At 54.7% G+C, this 15,001-nt stretch carries 18 protein-coding genes and 2 tRNA genes; 8 read left to right on the top strand and 12 right to left on the bottom strand.

The window, feature by feature from the left end:
- Positions 1–89: 89 nt before the first annotated feature.
- Positions 90–1,373 carry an FAD-binding oxidoreductase gene (locus HNR03_RS02210; protein WP_222585571.1) on the bottom strand — a complete coding sequence of 428 codons (1,284 nt, stop codon included), beginning with the start codon at positions 1,371–1,373 and terminating at the stop codon, positions 90–92.
- A gap of 183 nt (positions 1,374–1,556) precedes the next feature.
- On the opposite strand from HNR03_RS02210, the gene HNR03_RS02205 reads away from it, so the two are divergent.
- Positions 1,557–1,633: transfer RNA gene (locus HNR03_RS02205), tRNA-Val, on the top strand.
- Between the two features lie 87 nt (positions 1,634–1,720).
- On the opposite strand, the gene HNR03_RS02200 is transcribed toward HNR03_RS02205, so the two are convergent.
- Positions 1,721–2,488: a tyrosine-type recombinase/integrase gene (locus HNR03_RS02200; protein WP_259150438.1), complete on the bottom strand. Its 768-nt coding sequence runs from the start codon at positions 2,486–2,488 to the stop codon at positions 1,721–1,723.
- A gap of 337 nt (positions 2,489–2,825) precedes the next feature.
- Between HNR03_RS02200 and HNR03_RS02195 the strand changes: the two genes are divergently transcribed.
- On the top strand, positions 2,826–3,530 hold the full coding sequence (locus HNR03_RS02195; protein WP_259150437.1) for a hypothetical protein: 705 nt from the start codon (positions 2,826–2,828) through the stop codon (positions 3,528–3,530).
- A 55-nt stretch (positions 3,531–3,585) separates the two neighbouring features.
- Here the strand turns inward: HNR03_RS02195 and HNR03_RS02190 are convergent, their stop codons facing one another.
- Entirely contained in the window at positions 3,586–4,302 is a 717-nt protein-coding gene (locus HNR03_RS02190) for a hypothetical protein (protein ID WP_259150436.1), read from the bottom strand.
- Between the two features lie 299 nt (positions 4,303–4,601).
- On the opposite strand from HNR03_RS02190, the gene HNR03_RS02185 reads away from it, so the two are divergent.
- A tRNA-OTHER gene (locus tag HNR03_RS02185) sits at positions 4,602–4,695 on the top strand.
- 4 nt (positions 4,696–4,699) lie between these two features.
- Here HNR03_RS02185 and HNR03_RS31865 read toward each other — a convergent pair.
- The gene (locus HNR03_RS31865) at positions 4,700–5,254 is read right to left on the bottom strand and encodes a hypothetical protein (RefSeq protein WP_405046035.1); all 555 of its coding nucleotides are present in this window, start codon (positions 5,252–5,254) and stop codon (positions 4,700–4,702) included.
- Between the two features lie 94 nt (positions 5,255–5,348).
- Here HNR03_RS31865 and HNR03_RS02175 point away from each other — a divergent pair, with 94 nt between their 5' ends.
- Positions 5,349–5,636, top strand: coding sequence for a hypothetical protein (locus tag HNR03_RS02175; RefSeq protein WP_259150435.1), 288 nt, complete (start codon positions 5,349–5,351; stop codon positions 5,634–5,636).
- Between the two features lie 1,459 nt (positions 5,637–7,095).
- On the opposite strand, the gene HNR03_RS02165 is transcribed toward HNR03_RS02175, so the two are convergent.
- The 4 genes from HNR03_RS02165 to HNR03_RS02150 all read right to left on the bottom strand — a co-directional run bounded on the left by HNR03_RS02165 (position 7,096) and on the right by HNR03_RS02150 (position 9,446).
- Complete coding sequence (locus HNR03_RS02165) at positions 7,096–7,770, bottom strand: polysaccharide lyase family 7 protein (RefSeq protein WP_259150433.1); 675 nt, start codon at positions 7,768–7,770, stop codon at positions 7,096–7,098.
- 348 nt (positions 7,771–8,118) lie between these two features.
- The gene (locus HNR03_RS02160; protein ID WP_259150432.1) at positions 8,119–8,379 is read right to left on the bottom strand and encodes a hypothetical protein; all 261 of its coding nucleotides are present in this window, start codon (positions 8,377–8,379) and stop codon (positions 8,119–8,121) included.
- 49 nt (positions 8,380–8,428) lie between these two features.
- The gene (locus tag HNR03_RS02155) at positions 8,429–8,635 is read right to left on the bottom strand and encodes a hypothetical protein (RefSeq protein WP_222585573.1); all 207 of its coding nucleotides are present in this window, start codon (positions 8,633–8,635) and stop codon (positions 8,429–8,431) included.
- A gap of 40 nt (positions 8,636–8,675) precedes the next feature.
- On the bottom strand, positions 8,676–9,446 hold the full coding sequence (locus HNR03_RS02150) for a S24 family peptidase (protein ID WP_259150431.1): 771 nt from the start codon (positions 9,444–9,446) through the stop codon (positions 8,676–8,678).
- Positions 9,447–9,632: 186 nt separating this feature from the next.
- Between HNR03_RS02150 and HNR03_RS02145 the strand changes: the two genes are divergently transcribed.
- Entirely contained in the window at positions 9,633–9,827 is a 195-nt protein-coding gene (locus tag HNR03_RS02145; protein ID WP_222585574.1) for a hypothetical protein, read from the top strand.
- Positions 9,828–10,213: 386 nt separating this feature from the next.
- On the top strand, positions 10,214–10,669 hold the full coding sequence (locus HNR03_RS02140) for a DUF2214 family protein (protein ID WP_259150429.1): 456 nt from the start codon (positions 10,214–10,216) through the stop codon (positions 10,667–10,669).
- Between the two features lie 192 nt (positions 10,670–10,861).
- Here HNR03_RS02140 and csrA read toward each other — a convergent pair whose 3' ends face one another.
- Positions 10,862–11,056, bottom strand: coding sequence for a carbon storage regulator CsrA (gene csrA / locus HNR03_RS02135; RefSeq protein ID WP_007938114.1), 195 nt, complete (start codon positions 11,054–11,056; stop codon positions 10,862–10,864).
- A gap of 250 nt (positions 11,057–11,306) precedes the next feature.
- On the opposite strand from csrA, the gene HNR03_RS02130 reads away from it, so the two are divergent.
- On the top strand, positions 11,307–11,672 hold the full coding sequence (locus HNR03_RS02130) for an SPOR domain-containing protein (RefSeq protein ID WP_222585576.1): 366 nt from the start codon (positions 11,307–11,309) through the stop codon (positions 11,670–11,672).
- Positions 11,673–11,826: 154 nt separating this feature from the next.
- On the opposite strand, the gene HNR03_RS02125 is transcribed toward HNR03_RS02130, so the two are convergent.
- From HNR03_RS02125 to HNR03_RS02115, 3 genes are all read right to left on the bottom strand, one after another.
- Complete coding sequence (locus HNR03_RS02125; protein WP_259150427.1) at positions 11,827–12,516, bottom strand: endonuclease I family protein; 690 nt, start codon at positions 12,514–12,516, stop codon at positions 11,827–11,829.
- A gap of 4 nt (positions 12,517–12,520) precedes the next feature.
- Entirely contained in the window at positions 12,521–12,811 is a 291-nt protein-coding gene (locus HNR03_RS02120; RefSeq protein WP_090182342.1) for a DUF1654 domain-containing protein, read from the bottom strand.
- Between the two features lie 168 nt (positions 12,812–12,979).
- Positions 12,980–14,068: an asparaginase gene (locus HNR03_RS02115; protein ID WP_090182344.1), complete on the bottom strand. Its 1,089-nt coding sequence runs from the start codon at positions 14,066–14,068 to the stop codon at positions 12,980–12,982.
- A 347-nt stretch (positions 14,069–14,415) separates the two neighbouring features.
- On the opposite strand from HNR03_RS02115, the gene HNR03_RS02110 reads away from it, so the two are divergent.
- Positions 14,416–14,853 (top strand): hypothetical protein, encoded by a 438-nt coding sequence (locus HNR03_RS02110; RefSeq protein ID WP_259150426.1) that lies wholly within the window; start codon positions 14,416–14,418, stop codon positions 14,851–14,853.
- Positions 14,854–15,001 lie beyond the last annotated feature (148 nt).

The following is a 15,001-nucleotide window of genomic DNA, read 5'->3' as shown; positions in this document are numbered from 1 at the left end:
TCGCGAAGGCGGCGTGTCAGTCGACATCAAATTTGACTGACATACCGCCTTCGCGAGCAAGCCCGCTCCCACAGGGTTTTTGGTGTCTGTCAGTACCCGAATTTGTCCCGCAGCCCGTAATACCACGCGCCCAATGCGGCAAACGGTGTGCGCAGCAATTGCCCGCCCGGAAACGGGTAGTGTGGCAGATCCGCAAACGCATCAAAACGCTCAGCCTGACCGCGCAATGCCTCGGCCAGCACCTTGCCCGCCAGGTGCGTGTACGTCACGCCGTGGCCGCTGCAGCCCTGGGAATAGTAGATGTTGTCACCCAAGCGTCCGACCTGAGGAAGACGCGACAGGGTCAACAGGAAATTTCCCGTCCAGGCGTAATCGATCTTCACGTCCTTGAGCTGCGGAAAAGCCTTGAGCATCTTCGGTCGAATGATTGCTTCGATGTTCGCCGGGTCTCGCGCGCCGTAGACGACACCGCCGCCGAAGACCAGACGTTTGTCGCCGGTCAGGCGGTAGTAATCGAGCAGATAGTTGCAGTCTTCGACGCAGTAATCCTGAGGCAGCAGGCTTTTGGCCAATGCGTCACCCAGCGGCTCGGTGGTGATCACCTGTGTTCCGCACGGCATCGACTTGGCCGCCAGTTCGGGCACCAGATTGCCGAGGTAAGCGTTACCGGCCACGATGATGAACTTGGCCCTGACCTTGCCCTCGGGCGTATGCACCACCGGGTTCGCGCCGCGCTCGATGCGAATCGCCGGCGACTGCTCATAAATAGTGCCGCCCAGCGACTCGACCGCCGCCGCTTCGCCCAGGGCCAGGTTAAGCGGATGAATGTGCCCGCCGCTCATGTCGAGCATGCCGCCGACGTATTGATCGCAGGCCACGACTTCACGAATACGCTTTTGATCCAGCAACTCAAGCTGCGTATGACCAAAACGTTCCCACAGACGTTTCTGCGACTCCAGATGGCCCATCTGCTTGGCCGTAATAGCTGCAAACACACCGCCGTCTTTCAGGTCGCACTGGATATTATATTTGGCGACCCGCTCACGAATGATCCGCCCGCCCTCGAATGCCATCTGCCCCAGCAACTGAGCCTGCTTGGGCCCGACACTGCGTTCGATCACATCAATGTCACGGCTGTAGCTGTTAACGATCTGCCCACCGTTGCGACCCGAAGCGCCAAAACCGACCTTGGCGGCTTCCAGCACGGTCACTTTAAAACCGTTCTCCAGCAGAAACAGGGCAGAGGACAGGCCGGTGTAACCGGCACCGATCACACAGACATCAGTCTCTACATCGCCCTGCAAGGCCGGACGCGGCGGAGCCGCATTGGCCGATGCGGCGTAATAGGACTCTGGGTAGGGGGTGTTCGCCATCCTGGTGCCTCTGTTTAATATATTTTACGAGTGCATCGATCCTACCCGAGTTAAAAATCGACCGCCAGCCACCGGAAAATCTTCTTTACCACCGCGAAATTAAATATTTTGCATATTCATAGGGTTAGCTCGAAAAAAGGTGTTGACACCCCTCCGGAATTCCGTAGAATGCCGCCTCACAGCAGGCACGTAGCTCAGTTGGTTAGAGCACCACCTTGACATGGTGGGGGTCGTTGGTTCGAGTCCAATCGCGCCTACCAAACAAAATCCGCTCTGCTGGGCGGTCTAGAAGGGCTCACCGAAAGGTGGGCCCTTTTTTGTTGTCTGCGATTTGTAAAACTCTCTCCTCAGAGCGCCAACTCGGCGCTCACCTCCAAGTACTCGATCTTCTTTTCGTCGTGCCCCTCCTGATAGTGCTTCGTCATCTTCTCGTCCGCATGGCCCATCAGCGCCTGGATATATTCCGTCGGGAATTTCTGCTGCTCGTAAAGCCATGACCCCAAAGCGCGGATCTCGTGAAAAGTGGGGCGCTTGCCGGCCGGCACATGGTCGTAGGTGTGCGCGGCATCCCTCGCCTTACTGAATTCCTTGGTCAGGTAGTCCGGTGTCACCGACGTCCAATGGTCCTTTGCGTCGATCTGTTCCCGGCGCCTTGCCTTCGGCTTGTAGTGGATCAGGTACGGCGAAACGATCGGCAACCGCATGCACTCGCCGACAACTTCACGCAACGCAGCACCCATGGTTATCTTCAGGTGAACTGGGTTGTCGTAGCCTTGAGTCTTGCCGGGCGATACGGTGAGCGTGTTCTTGTACATGTCCACGGCCGACTTCAACCAGGTGACGATGTCCTCTCGACGCTGAAGGCTGGCCAGCGCCAGGCGGATGGCTCGCTTCAGCCAAGGCGGCGTGGTCGCAGCGTCGATGATTGTCTTCAGCCCTTCGTGAGTGTGTCGCTGGCGCTTCTTCTCCGCTTCTTTTTTCACAAGGGTCAGCTCGGCGTTGTTGCGTTCAGCCAGGCCCTTGGCAACGGCGAAGGCGAAGGCGAAGATCTGAACCCATAACCCGCGATGCTTTGTGTAGGCGTTGTTGCTGAACTGGTCGAGATATTCGGCCATGGCCAGCACATCCATCTGACAAATCAGCCGATCGCCCAGGTCCTGCCGGTACCGCTTGAGCTTCCAAGGTACGAGCGGCGTAGGTTTTGTCTGGCACCATTGGAGCCGAGAACAAGATAGGCCGTTCCTTGATTTCAGGCATGACTGTTCCTTTGCCGCTATGGCGCCTATCAAATACATATCGGGGGGAGGTAGACCATCCGCCGAGACCGGCGAACAAATCGATTGCTGTGGGCATGGAGCATCCTATTCCGGGTCATGCCCGGGCGGTGGCGTAATTTGAGTATGTGGGCTATTGCTTGATAGCTGGCATGGGGTCGGTAGGGGGGCGTAAACATTGAATAGTGCAACTGAAACCAACAACGATTGGTCGGGATTTATCGCGGGCGCAGTAGCAACGTGGGATTGGTTGCAACATCTATTTGCGACGATCTGGAGCGGTCTAGGATGGCCTCACGCTACTTTAATTATGTTTATCGTCAGCGTTTATTGCTTCAGGGGGGAAATCAAAAGCATTCTTCCTCGAATTAAAAAGGTGGGAGCTAGCGGTGTTGAAGTTGATCCGCAACCACCTCTTGTGCAGCCATCACTTAAAAATGAAGAGAAGCTTCAGCATGACCATAGCGGTGATTATCCCAGTACTTTTGCGGTCGCATTAGGTTTAGTGCAGGGGGAGATTCTTAATAAAACCCCAACAGAGCAAGTCCAATATCTTGTCATTACTGATGCTAACTGGCGCGTGCTGTGGCTTTTTGAAAACACCTACTCGTTTATTTTTGGAGGCCAGATCCAATTTTTGCAAATGCTAAATCAGCGCGGAATAACAGGCTTGTCAGCTGCTGAAGCTGCAAAAGAATGGGAGGATTATAAAGAACGCTTTAAACCTCATCTTGATGAGTGGGAAATGAAACCATTTTTAGATTTTCTTGTTGTCAGGGAACTCATAACAAAGACGGATGATGCTTTTTTTATTGCGCCAAGAGGGAATGAGTTTTTAACATGGATGGTGAAAAATGGTCGATCTCCAATTAGGCCGTGGTAGTCTCGCCGGCTGGCATGAAGTGGGGTATTTGTGTTCGGCCCGGCATGGTGCCAGATCAGGCGGCGGCGCTGGTTGCTTCCTTGATCACCATAATGGCGTTGGCCGCATAGCGCAGGTAGTACAGGCGAGCCATCAGGCTTGGGCATGGCTTGCTGTTGGTCGATTCCCAAAGGTCGCTGCCGCCGATGAGTTCTTCGTGCTGCTGGAGGAACTCGTAGGCCAGGATCGTCTCGCTGTCACGGCCATCGGCGAATGTCTCGACATCCTCGATGACCTCCATCAGCTCTGAGAATGGAAGACGGTCATCGTCAGCAGTTGCACGATCCTGCAACCATTCGACCAACTGCTCGGCCTGCTCCAGGGTGGCGCCCTTGTCCTGCATGTCGGATATCCACTCTGGCACCTCTTCACTCGGCAATTCGTCATCAATCCGTCCAGCGATGCACTCGCACACCTTGTCGCGGATTGCGTCGAAGTGGATCACCTCCCGCTTGCAGTCGCCGTCCAGCTTCTCGTACAGATAGCCGTCACTCTGGTGGCGCAGGAAGTTGATTCCGTAGCTGGCGCCGACATGGAACACTAGGGCGCCGATGTCGCCCATAACGCTCATTCCGAACCGAGTCACGCAGATGTCGAAGGCGTAGAAGATATTGCCCGGCTCTTTGCAGCGCCAGACCTCGACGCCGTTCTCGTTCACCAGCTGGATGTACTCGTGATTGGCCAGGTCGCTGGCGACACGGGCGCTCAGGTCATTGCGCTCTTTTTCGTTCATGGGATTCTCCAGTCAGGCGCCGCCCTCCGATATCTCGGTGAGTGGCATGGTTTGAAATCTTGGGTGATCAGCGTGTAATATCGCGGCCATTGCAGAACTCGCCTTAGGGCGACTTCTAACGAGCACGGAGTAAAGGCTGGCGTAAAAGAGAAGTTTTTCCGCGGTTTGGCTATTGCATCGGACCTAATCACAGTAGGCGGGCTTGTGCTTCCATTGGCAGTCCCATTTTTCACCGACATTGATCTAGGAGCGTTACTGATGAGCACGACAGCAGCATTTGAATTAGGTGGGGCGGTTCTGGGAACGTTCGATTTTCAAATTGCGAAGAACTCGACGAGTAACGCTGGTTTCCGGACAGCACCGCAGGGGGTTCAACTCCCCCCGTTCCCACCAATTCTTATCCGGGCGATATGATTTCATCGCCTGGATCCTGCTGAGTCATCAGCATGCTCTGATCGTAAAACGCTCGCGACACCTTTTCGCTTGGCTCATAAGGTGTCGTGACACAGCGAAGCATCTTGGCTTGAGTCTCGAAGTCGGCGGCGATCAGGTTCATCAGCAGCAGCTGGTAAACCTCCTGCTGGTTGTTGATGCCGTGCGCCTTCATGACTTTTTGAAGGCTAGGCTTGAATACCCCGGCCACTTCGATCTGAAACTTCCCAATGGCGAGCGCGACATTCTTCGCGTTTTCCTTCTCGCGCTTCCTGCGTTGCTTTATGGCTTCCGCCGTCGGCTCCTGCTGTTCCTTGGCCATGGCCTGCCTCTTCAATTCCGTGGGCCGGTAGATCCAGCCATGCCCATCTCTTTCGCTGCTTCTATGACGGTCTTGCCGGCGTCGGCCAGCGCCTTCAATCGAGGCCTGCTTATTGCGCCCGATCCGCAGCTTGTTGCTGTGGGAGGTGCCGAACATGGCGGCCTTTTCACCGCTGACGCCGGCGGCGACTTCTTCCACCGCCCGGCCTTGGCCGAAGTACTGATCCAGCTGCTGGTTCAGGTTCGCGATGAGACTGTAAGCTCAGCCGATTAAAAGAACAGGACTTCCACCGATGAATGCACTGATTACAGTGTCGATGTTGGCGATGGGATCTTGGCTGTGGTGGGTGATTGCGGCGTTATTTGTCATCGCCGGGCTGGTGATAGGTTTTACGGCGAGAAAGCTTGTGCGCCGGTTGAGTGGTCGATATGAGTGGCTTACACGTAATCGCGGATGGTTGTTGCTGCCCGTGTGTGCAGTATTTTTCGTTTGGTTGCCATTGACCTACCACTATCCGATGGCGTACGTGCCGTATGGATTTCTGGCAACTGTTGTGGCGAGCATCATCATCTTGTACTAGTCCTGAGAGGGCGAGTTTTCCAGATCCCCATTTTTCGCCAAATTTCGACCACTCTCGTGGGTGTCTTGGATTCATGGCTGGAATTTTGGCGAACTGGCAGCGCCCTTCGAAGTAACCTTCCTCCCACGAAGCTAAGAAAACCACTGGAAAAATTTTCCAATCTGCATTGCAGTCATGAATCCTTCATGACTACAAAAAATGGCTATTAGAACAAACGCAAGTCCGGGCAAGAGAAAAGCAAAGCTCACAGCCCCACCCCCCCAAAAAAAGAAAAATCAAACCAATAACCAGAGCCCCACCTCCTGACAAGAGTACAAGCCAGCGCTCTCGAGCTTGATCAGAGTGCTTCTCAAACATGAATGTTTCTTCCTTGTGTATCCTTGTCACACGATGGGACCGTCATCCTGTACGAGCGAATTGCTACGGGAGTGAACGTCGGTGATTGTAGCAAACTGGAAGATTCCAGAATTTTCTCCCATGTGTTAAATGAGTCGCCTCTGGTTGGCATGTAACTCGCCTAAATATAGAAATATTGATATGCACCCCAGGCATTTGCAGGCTTGAATATCAAACCAAGAAGACTCAGCGTCGCCTAGGCACAAAGACGACGAAGCGCGCTTAAGGCAGGCTCTAGGGCTGTCTGAAACTATGTTGCTTCGCGACTCGTTGCAGCGTAGACAGAGCACAACCTACAGTCGTTGCGGTCTTGCGTGGGCTCATACCAGCAACGAGATATTCCTTGATGCGACTGTGCGGGTTCTCGTCAACTGGGACGGCCTGCATACACGCCTGTCTTCTGTGCTCTCTCAATGCCCTGACCCTGACGGTGGCGGTCTTCGTAGTCCTTACGAGCGATCACAGTGTCCCGTCCAATAAGGTTTACACCTTCTGATCTGCTTTTCTTCGTACTTCTCCAGACAGCACAAACGCATAACGCTGCGTTGGATCTGCTTTTTGTTTCGCGTCCCTCACCACTGAATCATTAGCCAGACTCACGGTCCTATCGCCGACCTTTGCATTTAGGACGTTCAAATGAAGCGTGCAGTAATAATGTTCCTGGCCATCTCTGGCTCTCTTCTATTAAGCGGCTGCGGTCCTCACTGGGATGATGGCGAAAGGTACGGTCGTGATCGGGGCTATGATCATGGTCGTGGATACGACCGTGGGTATGACCGAGACGAGGACGATGATCGAGGGCATGAGCGCAGATATGAGCGTCGCGATAATGATCAGGGGTATGACCGCAACCACCGTCGCGATCGTGACGATAGAGACGACTAGTCAGCGCTGATTTCTCCTTCGGCGTTCCCTTAGGTCAGCTTCCCGCTGCGCCTCGCTACAAAAGTTAAATCGGTGAAATTCCCAGGTCCGCCAGTGGCGACGGCCTGGGTTTTCTGCGGCTCTGATTCCAAGTCAGGCGCGTGGTGTTGGTTGATCGCAATCACCAGCAATGACGATGTCAGGCGTGAGTGATGGCCAGGTCACTGATGATGCAGATCGAGCCGTCTTCCGGGTCGGTGCTTTCGGAGTAATCAATCTGGTTGTACACACCGCCGTGAAAGGCGAGCGTTTTCGTGTCCCAGGTACTGTCCAATCGCATGATTGCGGAAGTTGATTGGACGCCGTTACAGCTCGCCGAGACTGAAACGGCGCCGCTCGAATTGGCGTGAATGCTGATATCGAATAATGCGCCGAGTGGCACGTTCTCCAGCACTGTCGAGTTCACAGGATCGTCTTGCAGGTAGCTCGAGCGGAACCCCATGACGATTTTGCCTTTGTTCCAAAACACCTTTACGGGCGGTCGTTCTGAATCCTTCACGTGAATCTGGGCGATCACAACCTTCTGCAGCGAGTTGACCTTGGTCACTCGCATCTCCTGACGGTTCCAGTGGTCCGTAGCGCTGGAGAACAGCCAGTAACCGGGTTCCTTCCATTCGCAACGGGTGCGCTTCGTGCTCTTGCTGGATGCGCCGAGCGTCGGCGCGGTCATCTGCAGCGAGCCATCGGGCTGCATCGAGACGACGTCCGGGCATTCGATCAGTGCACGCCAGCCGATGATCTCAAGCGCTATCGGGTTGGTGTCGGAGATCGGGAGCGGGGTTGCAATGGTGAAGTTGGTGATGTCTACAGTCATGGTTTATGCCTCATTCCGTTGATGTTGCCTTGCTCAGTTGAGCCTCTCGTTTGATGCAGGCCTACATCCCACTGCTCACTCATCGAATGGGCAGAAGTGATGCTTTCCAGTGAGCTGCTTCTGGCGTGGGCCGGAGTTGCGCTGGCTTGAGGTAAACTTACCATTTTCAGATGTTGCGTCAATGCATAATGGTAAATAAAAAGGTAAATAAAACACGGTTGTTGGTAAATAACTGATGCCATTGGTTTTTCTCAAGACGAAAAAAAGCCCGCGGTTGGCGGGCTTCGTTGGTCAGGTATTAATGGCCACGTGGAGCGGATTTTTCATCTGTAAACGTGGCAGGGCACTTCACTTGTGCGCTCGTTCTACCCGCACGGTCCTCCCGGCCTTAACTTCATCCGCGTGCAGACGAATCTTTTCTTTCTGAGCTTCCAAAAGCGCGCAGATCCTCATTAGTGCCATGGATTCATCGCGCGATTTGTTGCTGTTGGCCATGTTGGTCAGCTCAACCACTGCCCAGCCGATGACGGCGGTAGCATCTTCAAGATCGTAAAACAGCTCTTGCTGAGCTGTCCTGGGGCCGTCGAGCCCTTGTATCAGATCTGTCATTTATTGTCCGTCCGCGAGCATTAGGTCTTTACTGGGTCCGTGGCAGTCTTCAATGAAGAGTCACAACCCTGCGACTCTCCCCGATCCTGATTCGATCCAGCGCCCGGTTAAGCGCATCCAGCGCATCGAGAAGGGCTTTCGCCTCAGCTTCCCGGCCATCTCCCCAAAGGCGTTCCGCCATTTTGTTCAGGGCCTGGATGGAGCGCTCAATTTCAGCAGCAGTCACTGCTTTGCTTTCCTGCTTTGTCTTCGGCATGCAGTAACCCTCTGCAGGGCATTATTCTGGCTTTCAATGGTTAGCGCGAGTACATCGCCCACCAGAACACGTGCCCAAGAATCGCAATTTGCTGCTCCTGGATCTGGGCAAAGGAATAATCCTCGTCCGGATGTTCGTCGCGGTTGAAGCTGCGCAGACGGATGCCAATGGGCAGGCGGTAGACCTGCTTCACGCGAAGCTGGCCATTATGGCTGATCGCATACATGTCGCCGTCAATGATGGCGCCGAGCGAGTTCTTGCCGACGTCGATGCCCACGGTCGCGCCTTCACGCAACACGGGAAGCATGCTGTTTCCCCTGACAACCACGCATTTTGCATTACTGAACTGCACGTTGTTGTGGCGAAGGTCTTTCTTGAAGAAGCGAAGGCGTGAAGTGTTGCTTTCTTCGATCGCGAATCGGCCGGAGCCTGCTGCCAATTCCACTTCCTGAAGGAAGGGTACGTAAACTTCGTCATTATCGAGCGGGGTTTCGTCGTCCCATATCTCGATGTCTGACATAGCGACTCTGGGCGGAATGCGCGGCGTCGCTGCGCTTGAAATTGCGGCCGACTTGAGGTCGTCTTCACTCAATGGCCGATCCAGCGATCCAGGCTCAAGCCCGCACTTGATTTCGAAGTCGCGCGCCATCTTCTCCCCGATATTTCTGAGGTGCTCTGCCTTATCGGTGAACAGCCTTGAGATATAGGACGGCTGCTTCTCCACCTTGGCGGCAAAATCAGCATCCTTCCCGCCGAAATCGCGATCGATGATCTGGCGCACCCGGGCTCTGCGTATGTCTTTGATTTCCATCTCCCAATTAAAACCTTTATTTCCCTTTTGGGAAATTACCTTTGCATGGTAACGATTTAGGCTGGGTTCGAATACAAATGAACCACAAGGTAAATACGTAAAGACGTTCGCATGCGCGGACAGCTGCGTCAGCCTGGTAGAAGAAGGCGTAAGATAGCGGTGCTACCTCATCAAAAGGAGCCGCATATGATCGCCAATCAGATGAACAAGCAGGCCTCTGAAAACCGAATGGTTTGGGATCAATACTTCTGCGCTGCGTTGATTGCGGAAAGCAATCTGACGGCACCGGTTGTCGGGGCGGTAACTCATGACGACAGGCAAAACCTGTTGATCGAAAGGGCAAAAGCGCTCGCCGACAAGATGATGGAACACCGAAGATGATAAGGGCCCAGCCAATGCGCTGGGCTCTGCGCATCTTAGGATGCGAACGACAGACGCGCTGCTCTCACCAATAGGGATTACCCTAGAACCATAAAAATTGTGTGGATATTTAATAGGTTACGATTCTTTTTAACTGAATAGTGATCAAAATATATTGTTACAAGTGAAATGCTCGGGTATTATCGCCCTGCGTTCACCACCACGGTTTATGCATTTTTGAGTCCCAAGCTTCCATCAGCTGCTTGGGCTTTTTTTTGCCTGAAATTTGGCAAACGCTGTCATCGAACTCACTCCTGCGAATCATCAGTCATGAGAATCAGGCGAGCCGCGGGTTTCTGGGCTACTACTGACTGGCCAAACTCAAACGCTGTCTGATGGAGGTCTCGATGCTGGTTCATTGGTCGCTTGCGGCAATTCACTTGCTGGCTTTTGCCATCGGGTTCTGGGCGGTGCTCACGCGGGGGACTGCATTCAGCCGCCTGGCAGCTGGGGCAGGGGAGGCGCGCAGTGTTTTGATGGCCGACAACCTGTGGGGCCTCTCTGCCGTCGTTCTACTGATCAGTGGTGGGATGCGAGCCTTCGGCGGGTACGAAAAAGGCACTGATTACTATCTCCATCAGCCTCTGTTCCATCTCAAGATGACATTTTTCGTCGTTATCTTGCTGCTGGAAATCGCGCCGATGATCGCGCTTATCAAATGGAGAGTTGCCCTGAGTGGGGGCGCGACGATCGATACCGGCCGTGCGAAATTGTTCTCCCGGATCAGTCATGTTGAAGCGCTGCTGGTGTTGCTGATGGTGGTGGCTGCTACGGGCATGGCACGCGGCGTGACGCTGGGTTGACCACGTCCGATCACGTTCTTCCTCGGTGTTAATCCGAAACGTCTGACAGTCAGGGCACTGTCCTGCCGGTAGTATCGGCTGCAGGTTCTCCACCGAAGCGGAGCAAACGAGGGGCGGATAGCGAGGCGACGCTTGAATCTTTAGCCAGCCGTGGTTCGGGGGTGAACGGCTGGCTACTGACTGCAACAGGATTCAGGGAGTTTGTGGCTTGTCTGGAGCGGTCAGGCCAGCCTGAATGCGTTGGTAGATTTCTTCGCGATGCACTGCGACGTCTTTCGGCGCGTTGATGCCGATACGGACTTGCTGGCCGCTCACGCCCAGAATGGTGATGGTGATGTCGTCACCGATGTTTATGCTTTCACCGACTTTGCGGGTGAGTATCAGCATGGTCTTCTCCTTGATTGCTTTGTAGGGCACCTGATTCGAACAGTGCAGAGGTCGGTGTTATGTATAGATTAGTGCTAAGTCTCACGGTTTGGGTGCCTCTTTCTGACGCGCAGATGCTGCATTAATTCCCAAGGCGTAACTATACAGAGGCCGTCACCATCATTCTCGTTGTTTTGAGCCCATTTTGCGGCACTCGGGAAGTATTCATGAATGTTAAAATCGCTGCTTTCGGCATTCAGAGGGAACCGTTGTGCGCAAAATGGTCTTGGTAATCGCAGTATTGGCGTTGGCTGGATGCGGCGAGGGTAAGGGTGTTGACGCTCAAAAGCCGAAACCGGCACTCGTTTCCGCTCCTGCGGCGGCAATCGGGCCGCAATGGGATCTCGAAGTGCGGGGCGAAACGACTCAGGCTGTCAGCGACCTGAGCGGCTGGTTGATCGAGCACAGTTTTGTTTCCAATGTCGTCGTGGAAAACGGCAAGGCGCGCATCCTGGTCGGGCCATTCAGTTCCAAAGCCGAGGCCGAGGCCAAGCAGGCAGAAGTGGCAGCAGCGCTTACCCGGGCAAAGAAACAGAACGTTGAACTGTTGGTCCTTGAACGCCCTGCAGCCCAATAATAGTGTTTCTCACGGAGCATTTCATCGGGACACCTTGAACGGGCGCAAGAAAATCTCAGTGCTCATTTGATGCGCGTGACTTGACTGGTCCAGGGTGGACAGAAACGAAAAGGCCTCGGGTATTAACCTGAGGCCTTTTCGTATCAACGGTCGATCAACCGCAGGCTTTCAGGTTCACGGGCCCGACAAACTCGTTGCCCCGACCCATCACGCACGCCACGCTCTGGTTGCGCTGGCGTTCCCAGGCTTCGACCGGGTAGGTCTTGTTCCAGGCGTCGTACAGTTGGCGATCCTGTTTCGACAGGCGCAAACCGTACTGTTTGCTCATGTAGAAATAGGTCCGGGCGATCATGCCGCGAATGGAAGGGCGAGGCATGACCTTCTTGGCCTTGAAGTCGACCTGGGTCAGGCAAGAACCGTATTGACCCGATTGCACAGGCAGCCAGCCGAAACTGAAATTGCTGCGATCGCCGTTTACCTCACCGATGCTCGGCACCAGGTTGTGCAGGTCGGCTTCGGCCTTTTGATAGGTTGGATCGTAGCGTGTGCAGTTCTTGCGTCCGCCCGCTTGCCAGCACTGACGCTGATGGCCGATCTGCCAGGCGGGAACGATGTGCTCCCACTCAATGCGCGCCGCGCGCTTGGCATTCTTGCGCGGCACGTACCCACAGGCCGCCAGGTTGACTTTGTTGCCCGTGTATTTGCAGCCGCAATAAAACTCGGTGGATTGCGGCGCGTACAGCTTCCAGGCGGCTTTCTTGGCTTCGTTGAAGGTGCGTGGCGCGCCAGCCTGGGCGCTGAGGGTGATGAACAGAAACAGCAAAGCAAAACAGCGGACACTCATCGACTCAATCTTCCTTCGGCACAACCCAGAAAATCTGCACACCGCCGTCGTCGCGATAGGCGAGGGTGACGTTGTCGTTCTCGTCGATTTCCTCGAGCAATTGTTCCCACTCATCCACGGGTTCGTCCGGCAACCGGAAGATCAGCGCGGCTTTGGCTTTCTGAGCGGTGGGAGAATTGATGATTTTCTGAACGCGCAGGCCCATGCGTGCGTAGGCGTCAGGAGAGGCAGAGGTAGTGGCCACGGAATTATCCTTATTAAGCTGTACGTGCATACAGTATTTAACTGTAGGCATTTTCGCAACTGCTTAAAATTCAAGAAATTCCTCTGACAGCAGTTTTTACCGTTTGGTGTAGGACAAAGGGAGTTTTTCAGGAGGAGGGAAGGTGCGGTATGAACCCCTCGCCAATGCTGGCAAGGGGTGAAGAAAGTGCCCGACCGGAACCGGTCGGGCGAGGGCGAATCAGTATTCCCAGAACATCCGTTGCAGCTCTTTGCTGTCGTTGGTCTTGGTCAGCGCGACCATCGCCAGGATGCGGGCTTTTTGCGGGTTCAGGTCATGCGCCACGACCCAGTCGTATTTGTCGTCAGGCTGTTCGGCGTTACGCAGTACGAAACCGCCGGCGTTGACGTGGGACGAGCGAATGATTTGAACGCCGTCCTTGCGCAGAGCTTGCAGGGCTGGAACCACGCGCGAGGATACCGAGCCATTGCCCGTGCCGGCATGGATGATCGCTTTGGCGCCGGACTGGGCGAGCGCTTTGTAGGCCGTATCGCTGACGTTGCCGTAGGAATAGGCGATTTCTACGTCAGGCAGGCTCTTGATGGTTTTGATGTCGAATTCCGAATCCATGGTGTGACGCTTGGCTGGCAGGCGGAACCAGTAGGATTTACCTTCGACCACCATGCCGAGTGGACCCCAGGCACTTTTGAATGCCTCGGTCTTGATGTTGATCATTTTGCTGACATCGCGACCCGACTGGATCTCATCATTCATGGTCACCAGGACGCCTTTGCCGCGTGCTTCTTTGCTGCTGGCGACGGCGACCGCGTTGTACAGGTTCAGCATCCCGTCCGCCGACATCGCGGTGCCAGGACGCATCGAACCAACCACGATGATCGGCTTGTCGGTTTTTTCCACCAGGTTCAGGAAGTAGGCGGTTTCTTCCAGCGTGTCGGTGCCGTGAGTGATCACGATGCCATCGACGTCTTTGCTGTCAGCCAGTTCAGCCACGCGACGACCCAGTTGCAGCAGGTTGTCGTTGGTGATGCTTTCAGAGGCAATCTGCATGACCTGTTCGCCACGCACATTGGCCAGTTGGCTGAGTTCGGGAACCCCGGCGATCAGTTGATCGATACCGACTTTCGCTGCCTGGTAGGTCGCGCTGTTGGCGGCGCTCGCGCCGGCTCCGGCGATGGTGCCACCAGTGGCGAGGATCACCACGTTGGCCAGTTTCTGTTGAGTTTCGACTTCTTTTGCCTGAAGCGCGGTAGGCAGCAGTAGCAAGAGGGCCAAGGCGCCCGGAATAAAAGTGTTGAAGGCAGATTTCATTATTTTCTCTCTAGTAGTGACGGTGCTGATGCAGGTTCATCTAGATGCGCCCCAGGCAGATCTGAACGCCGGGGGTGCAGGAGAAGAGCAGGATCTGTACCAGCCCTACGTTGAATGAGAAAAACTTTTAACCCGATGATTTATATGAATATTAATCTTGTGGACTACAGGCGTTAAACGTTGTGTTGTCCGGGATTCCGAATAAGTTGAGGATTCTCGTTCGGCTCTCCGAAAAGGCCTACGACCTCTGGTGCGCAAGTCGCCTTGCCAGATGAAAAATCCGTGCTAAAGAAACCGGCGCACAAGCCGATGCCCCTTCAAGGGATTTTTTCTTTTCGGGAGTGAACATGTCTTTATCTGTCGGTTTTCCAAATGCAAGTGCGGTCACCATCGGAGGCAAGTCCTCGGCGACGATCAATGCCTTGAACGACACGGCAGCCGACTCCACGACTCCGCTGGCCGATAAGGATAAGAACCAGGTGAGAACCGGTGGTGCCGCACCGGAGAAGAGCCCATCAGAAAGCAAAAGCACCCAGAGTATTGCCGTGCAGGTGCTGCTCAAACGCATGCAAGAGCTGCAGAAGCAGTTGCGTGAAGAGCAGCAACAACTGGCGGCGGCTCAGGCAGCGTCTTACCCGACCCCGGAAGCCAAAGCCACGGCGGTCATGTCGATCCAGGGGCAAATAGCCGATACGAACGGTGCCCTGGCACAGGTGGCGGGCAGCCTGGTGAAAGAGTTGGCCAAAGACTCCAGCGCTGGCGCCCTGGTCAGCACGACGGCGTAAGGTGCGCGGCGGTCATACCCATACAGGTCGTTGACAAATCCAGGCAGGGTTCGCATAGTTCGGTCTACGCAAACGTTTGCGCGCCGTTCTCGATGGATTGATCCATCGGTGGACGCACGGCAATCTTCGCCAGTGCAAGCGTTGCTCA

This window comes from Pseudomonas sp. JAI111 (assembly GCF_024809425.1).
Classification (GTDB): Bacteria; Pseudomonadota; Gammaproteobacteria; order Pseudomonadales; family Pseudomonadaceae; genus Aquipseudomonas.
Note: the sequence above shows the minus strand (reverse complement) of the source record. Positions and strands in the feature narration are given on the sequence as shown.

Excerpts from the sequence above, each read along its gene's own strand:
- HNR03_RS02125 (WP_259150427.1), bottom strand. The coding sequence starts at position 12,516 with ATGAGTGTCCGCTGTTTTGCTTTGCTGTTTCTGTTCATCACCCTCAGC.
- HNR03_RS02175 (WP_259150435.1), top strand. The coding sequence starts at position 5,349 with ATGAATGCACTGATTACAGTGTCGATGTTGGCGATGGGATCTTGGCTG.
- HNR03_RS02140 (WP_259150429.1), top strand. The coding sequence starts at position 10,214 with ATGCTGGTTCATTGGTCGCTTGCGGCAATTCACTTGCTGGCTTTTGCC.
- csrA (WP_007938114.1), bottom strand. The coding sequence starts at position 11,056 with ATGCTGATACTCACCCGCAAAGTCGGTGAAAGCATAAACATCGGTGAC.
- HNR03_RS02155 (WP_222585573.1), bottom strand. The coding sequence starts at position 8,635 with ATGCCGAAGACAAAGCAGGAAAGCAAAGCAGTGACTGCTGCTGAAATT.
- HNR03_RS02115 (WP_090182344.1), bottom strand. The coding sequence starts at position 14,068 with ATGAAATCTGCCTTCAACACTTTTATTCCGGGCGCCTTGGCCCTCTTG.
- HNR03_RS02210 (WP_222585571.1), bottom strand. The coding sequence starts at position 1,373 with ATGGCGAACACCCCCTACCCAGAGTCCTATTACGCCGCATCGGCCAAT.
- HNR03_RS02110 (WP_259150426.1), top strand. The coding sequence starts at position 14,416 with ATGTCTTTATCTGTCGGTTTTCCAAATGCAAGTGCGGTCACCATCGGA.
- HNR03_RS02160 (WP_259150432.1), bottom strand. The coding sequence starts at position 8,379 with ATGACAGATCTGATACAAGGGCTCGACGGCCCCAGGACAGCTCAGCAA.
- HNR03_RS02145 (WP_222585574.1), top strand. The coding sequence starts at position 9,633 with ATGATCGCCAATCAGATGAACAAGCAGGCCTCTGAAAACCGAATGGTT.
- HNR03_RS02165 (WP_259150433.1), bottom strand. The coding sequence starts at position 7,770 with ATGACTGTAGACATCACCAACTTCACCATTGCAACCCCGCTCCCGATC.
- HNR03_RS02120 (WP_090182342.1), bottom strand. The coding sequence starts at position 12,811 with ATGCCTACAGTTAAATACTGTATGCACGTACAGCTTAATAAGGATAAT.
- HNR03_RS02150 (WP_259150431.1), bottom strand. The coding sequence starts at position 9,446 with ATGGAAATCAAAGACATACGCAGAGCCCGGGTGCGCCAGATCATCGAT.
- HNR03_RS02200 (WP_259150438.1), bottom strand. The coding sequence starts at position 2,488 with ATGGCCGAATATCTCGACCAGTTCAGCAACAACGCCTACACAAAGCAT.
- HNR03_RS02190 (WP_259150436.1), bottom strand. The coding sequence starts at position 4,302 with ATGAACGAAAAAGAGCGCAATGACCTGAGCGCCCGTGTCGCCAGCGAC.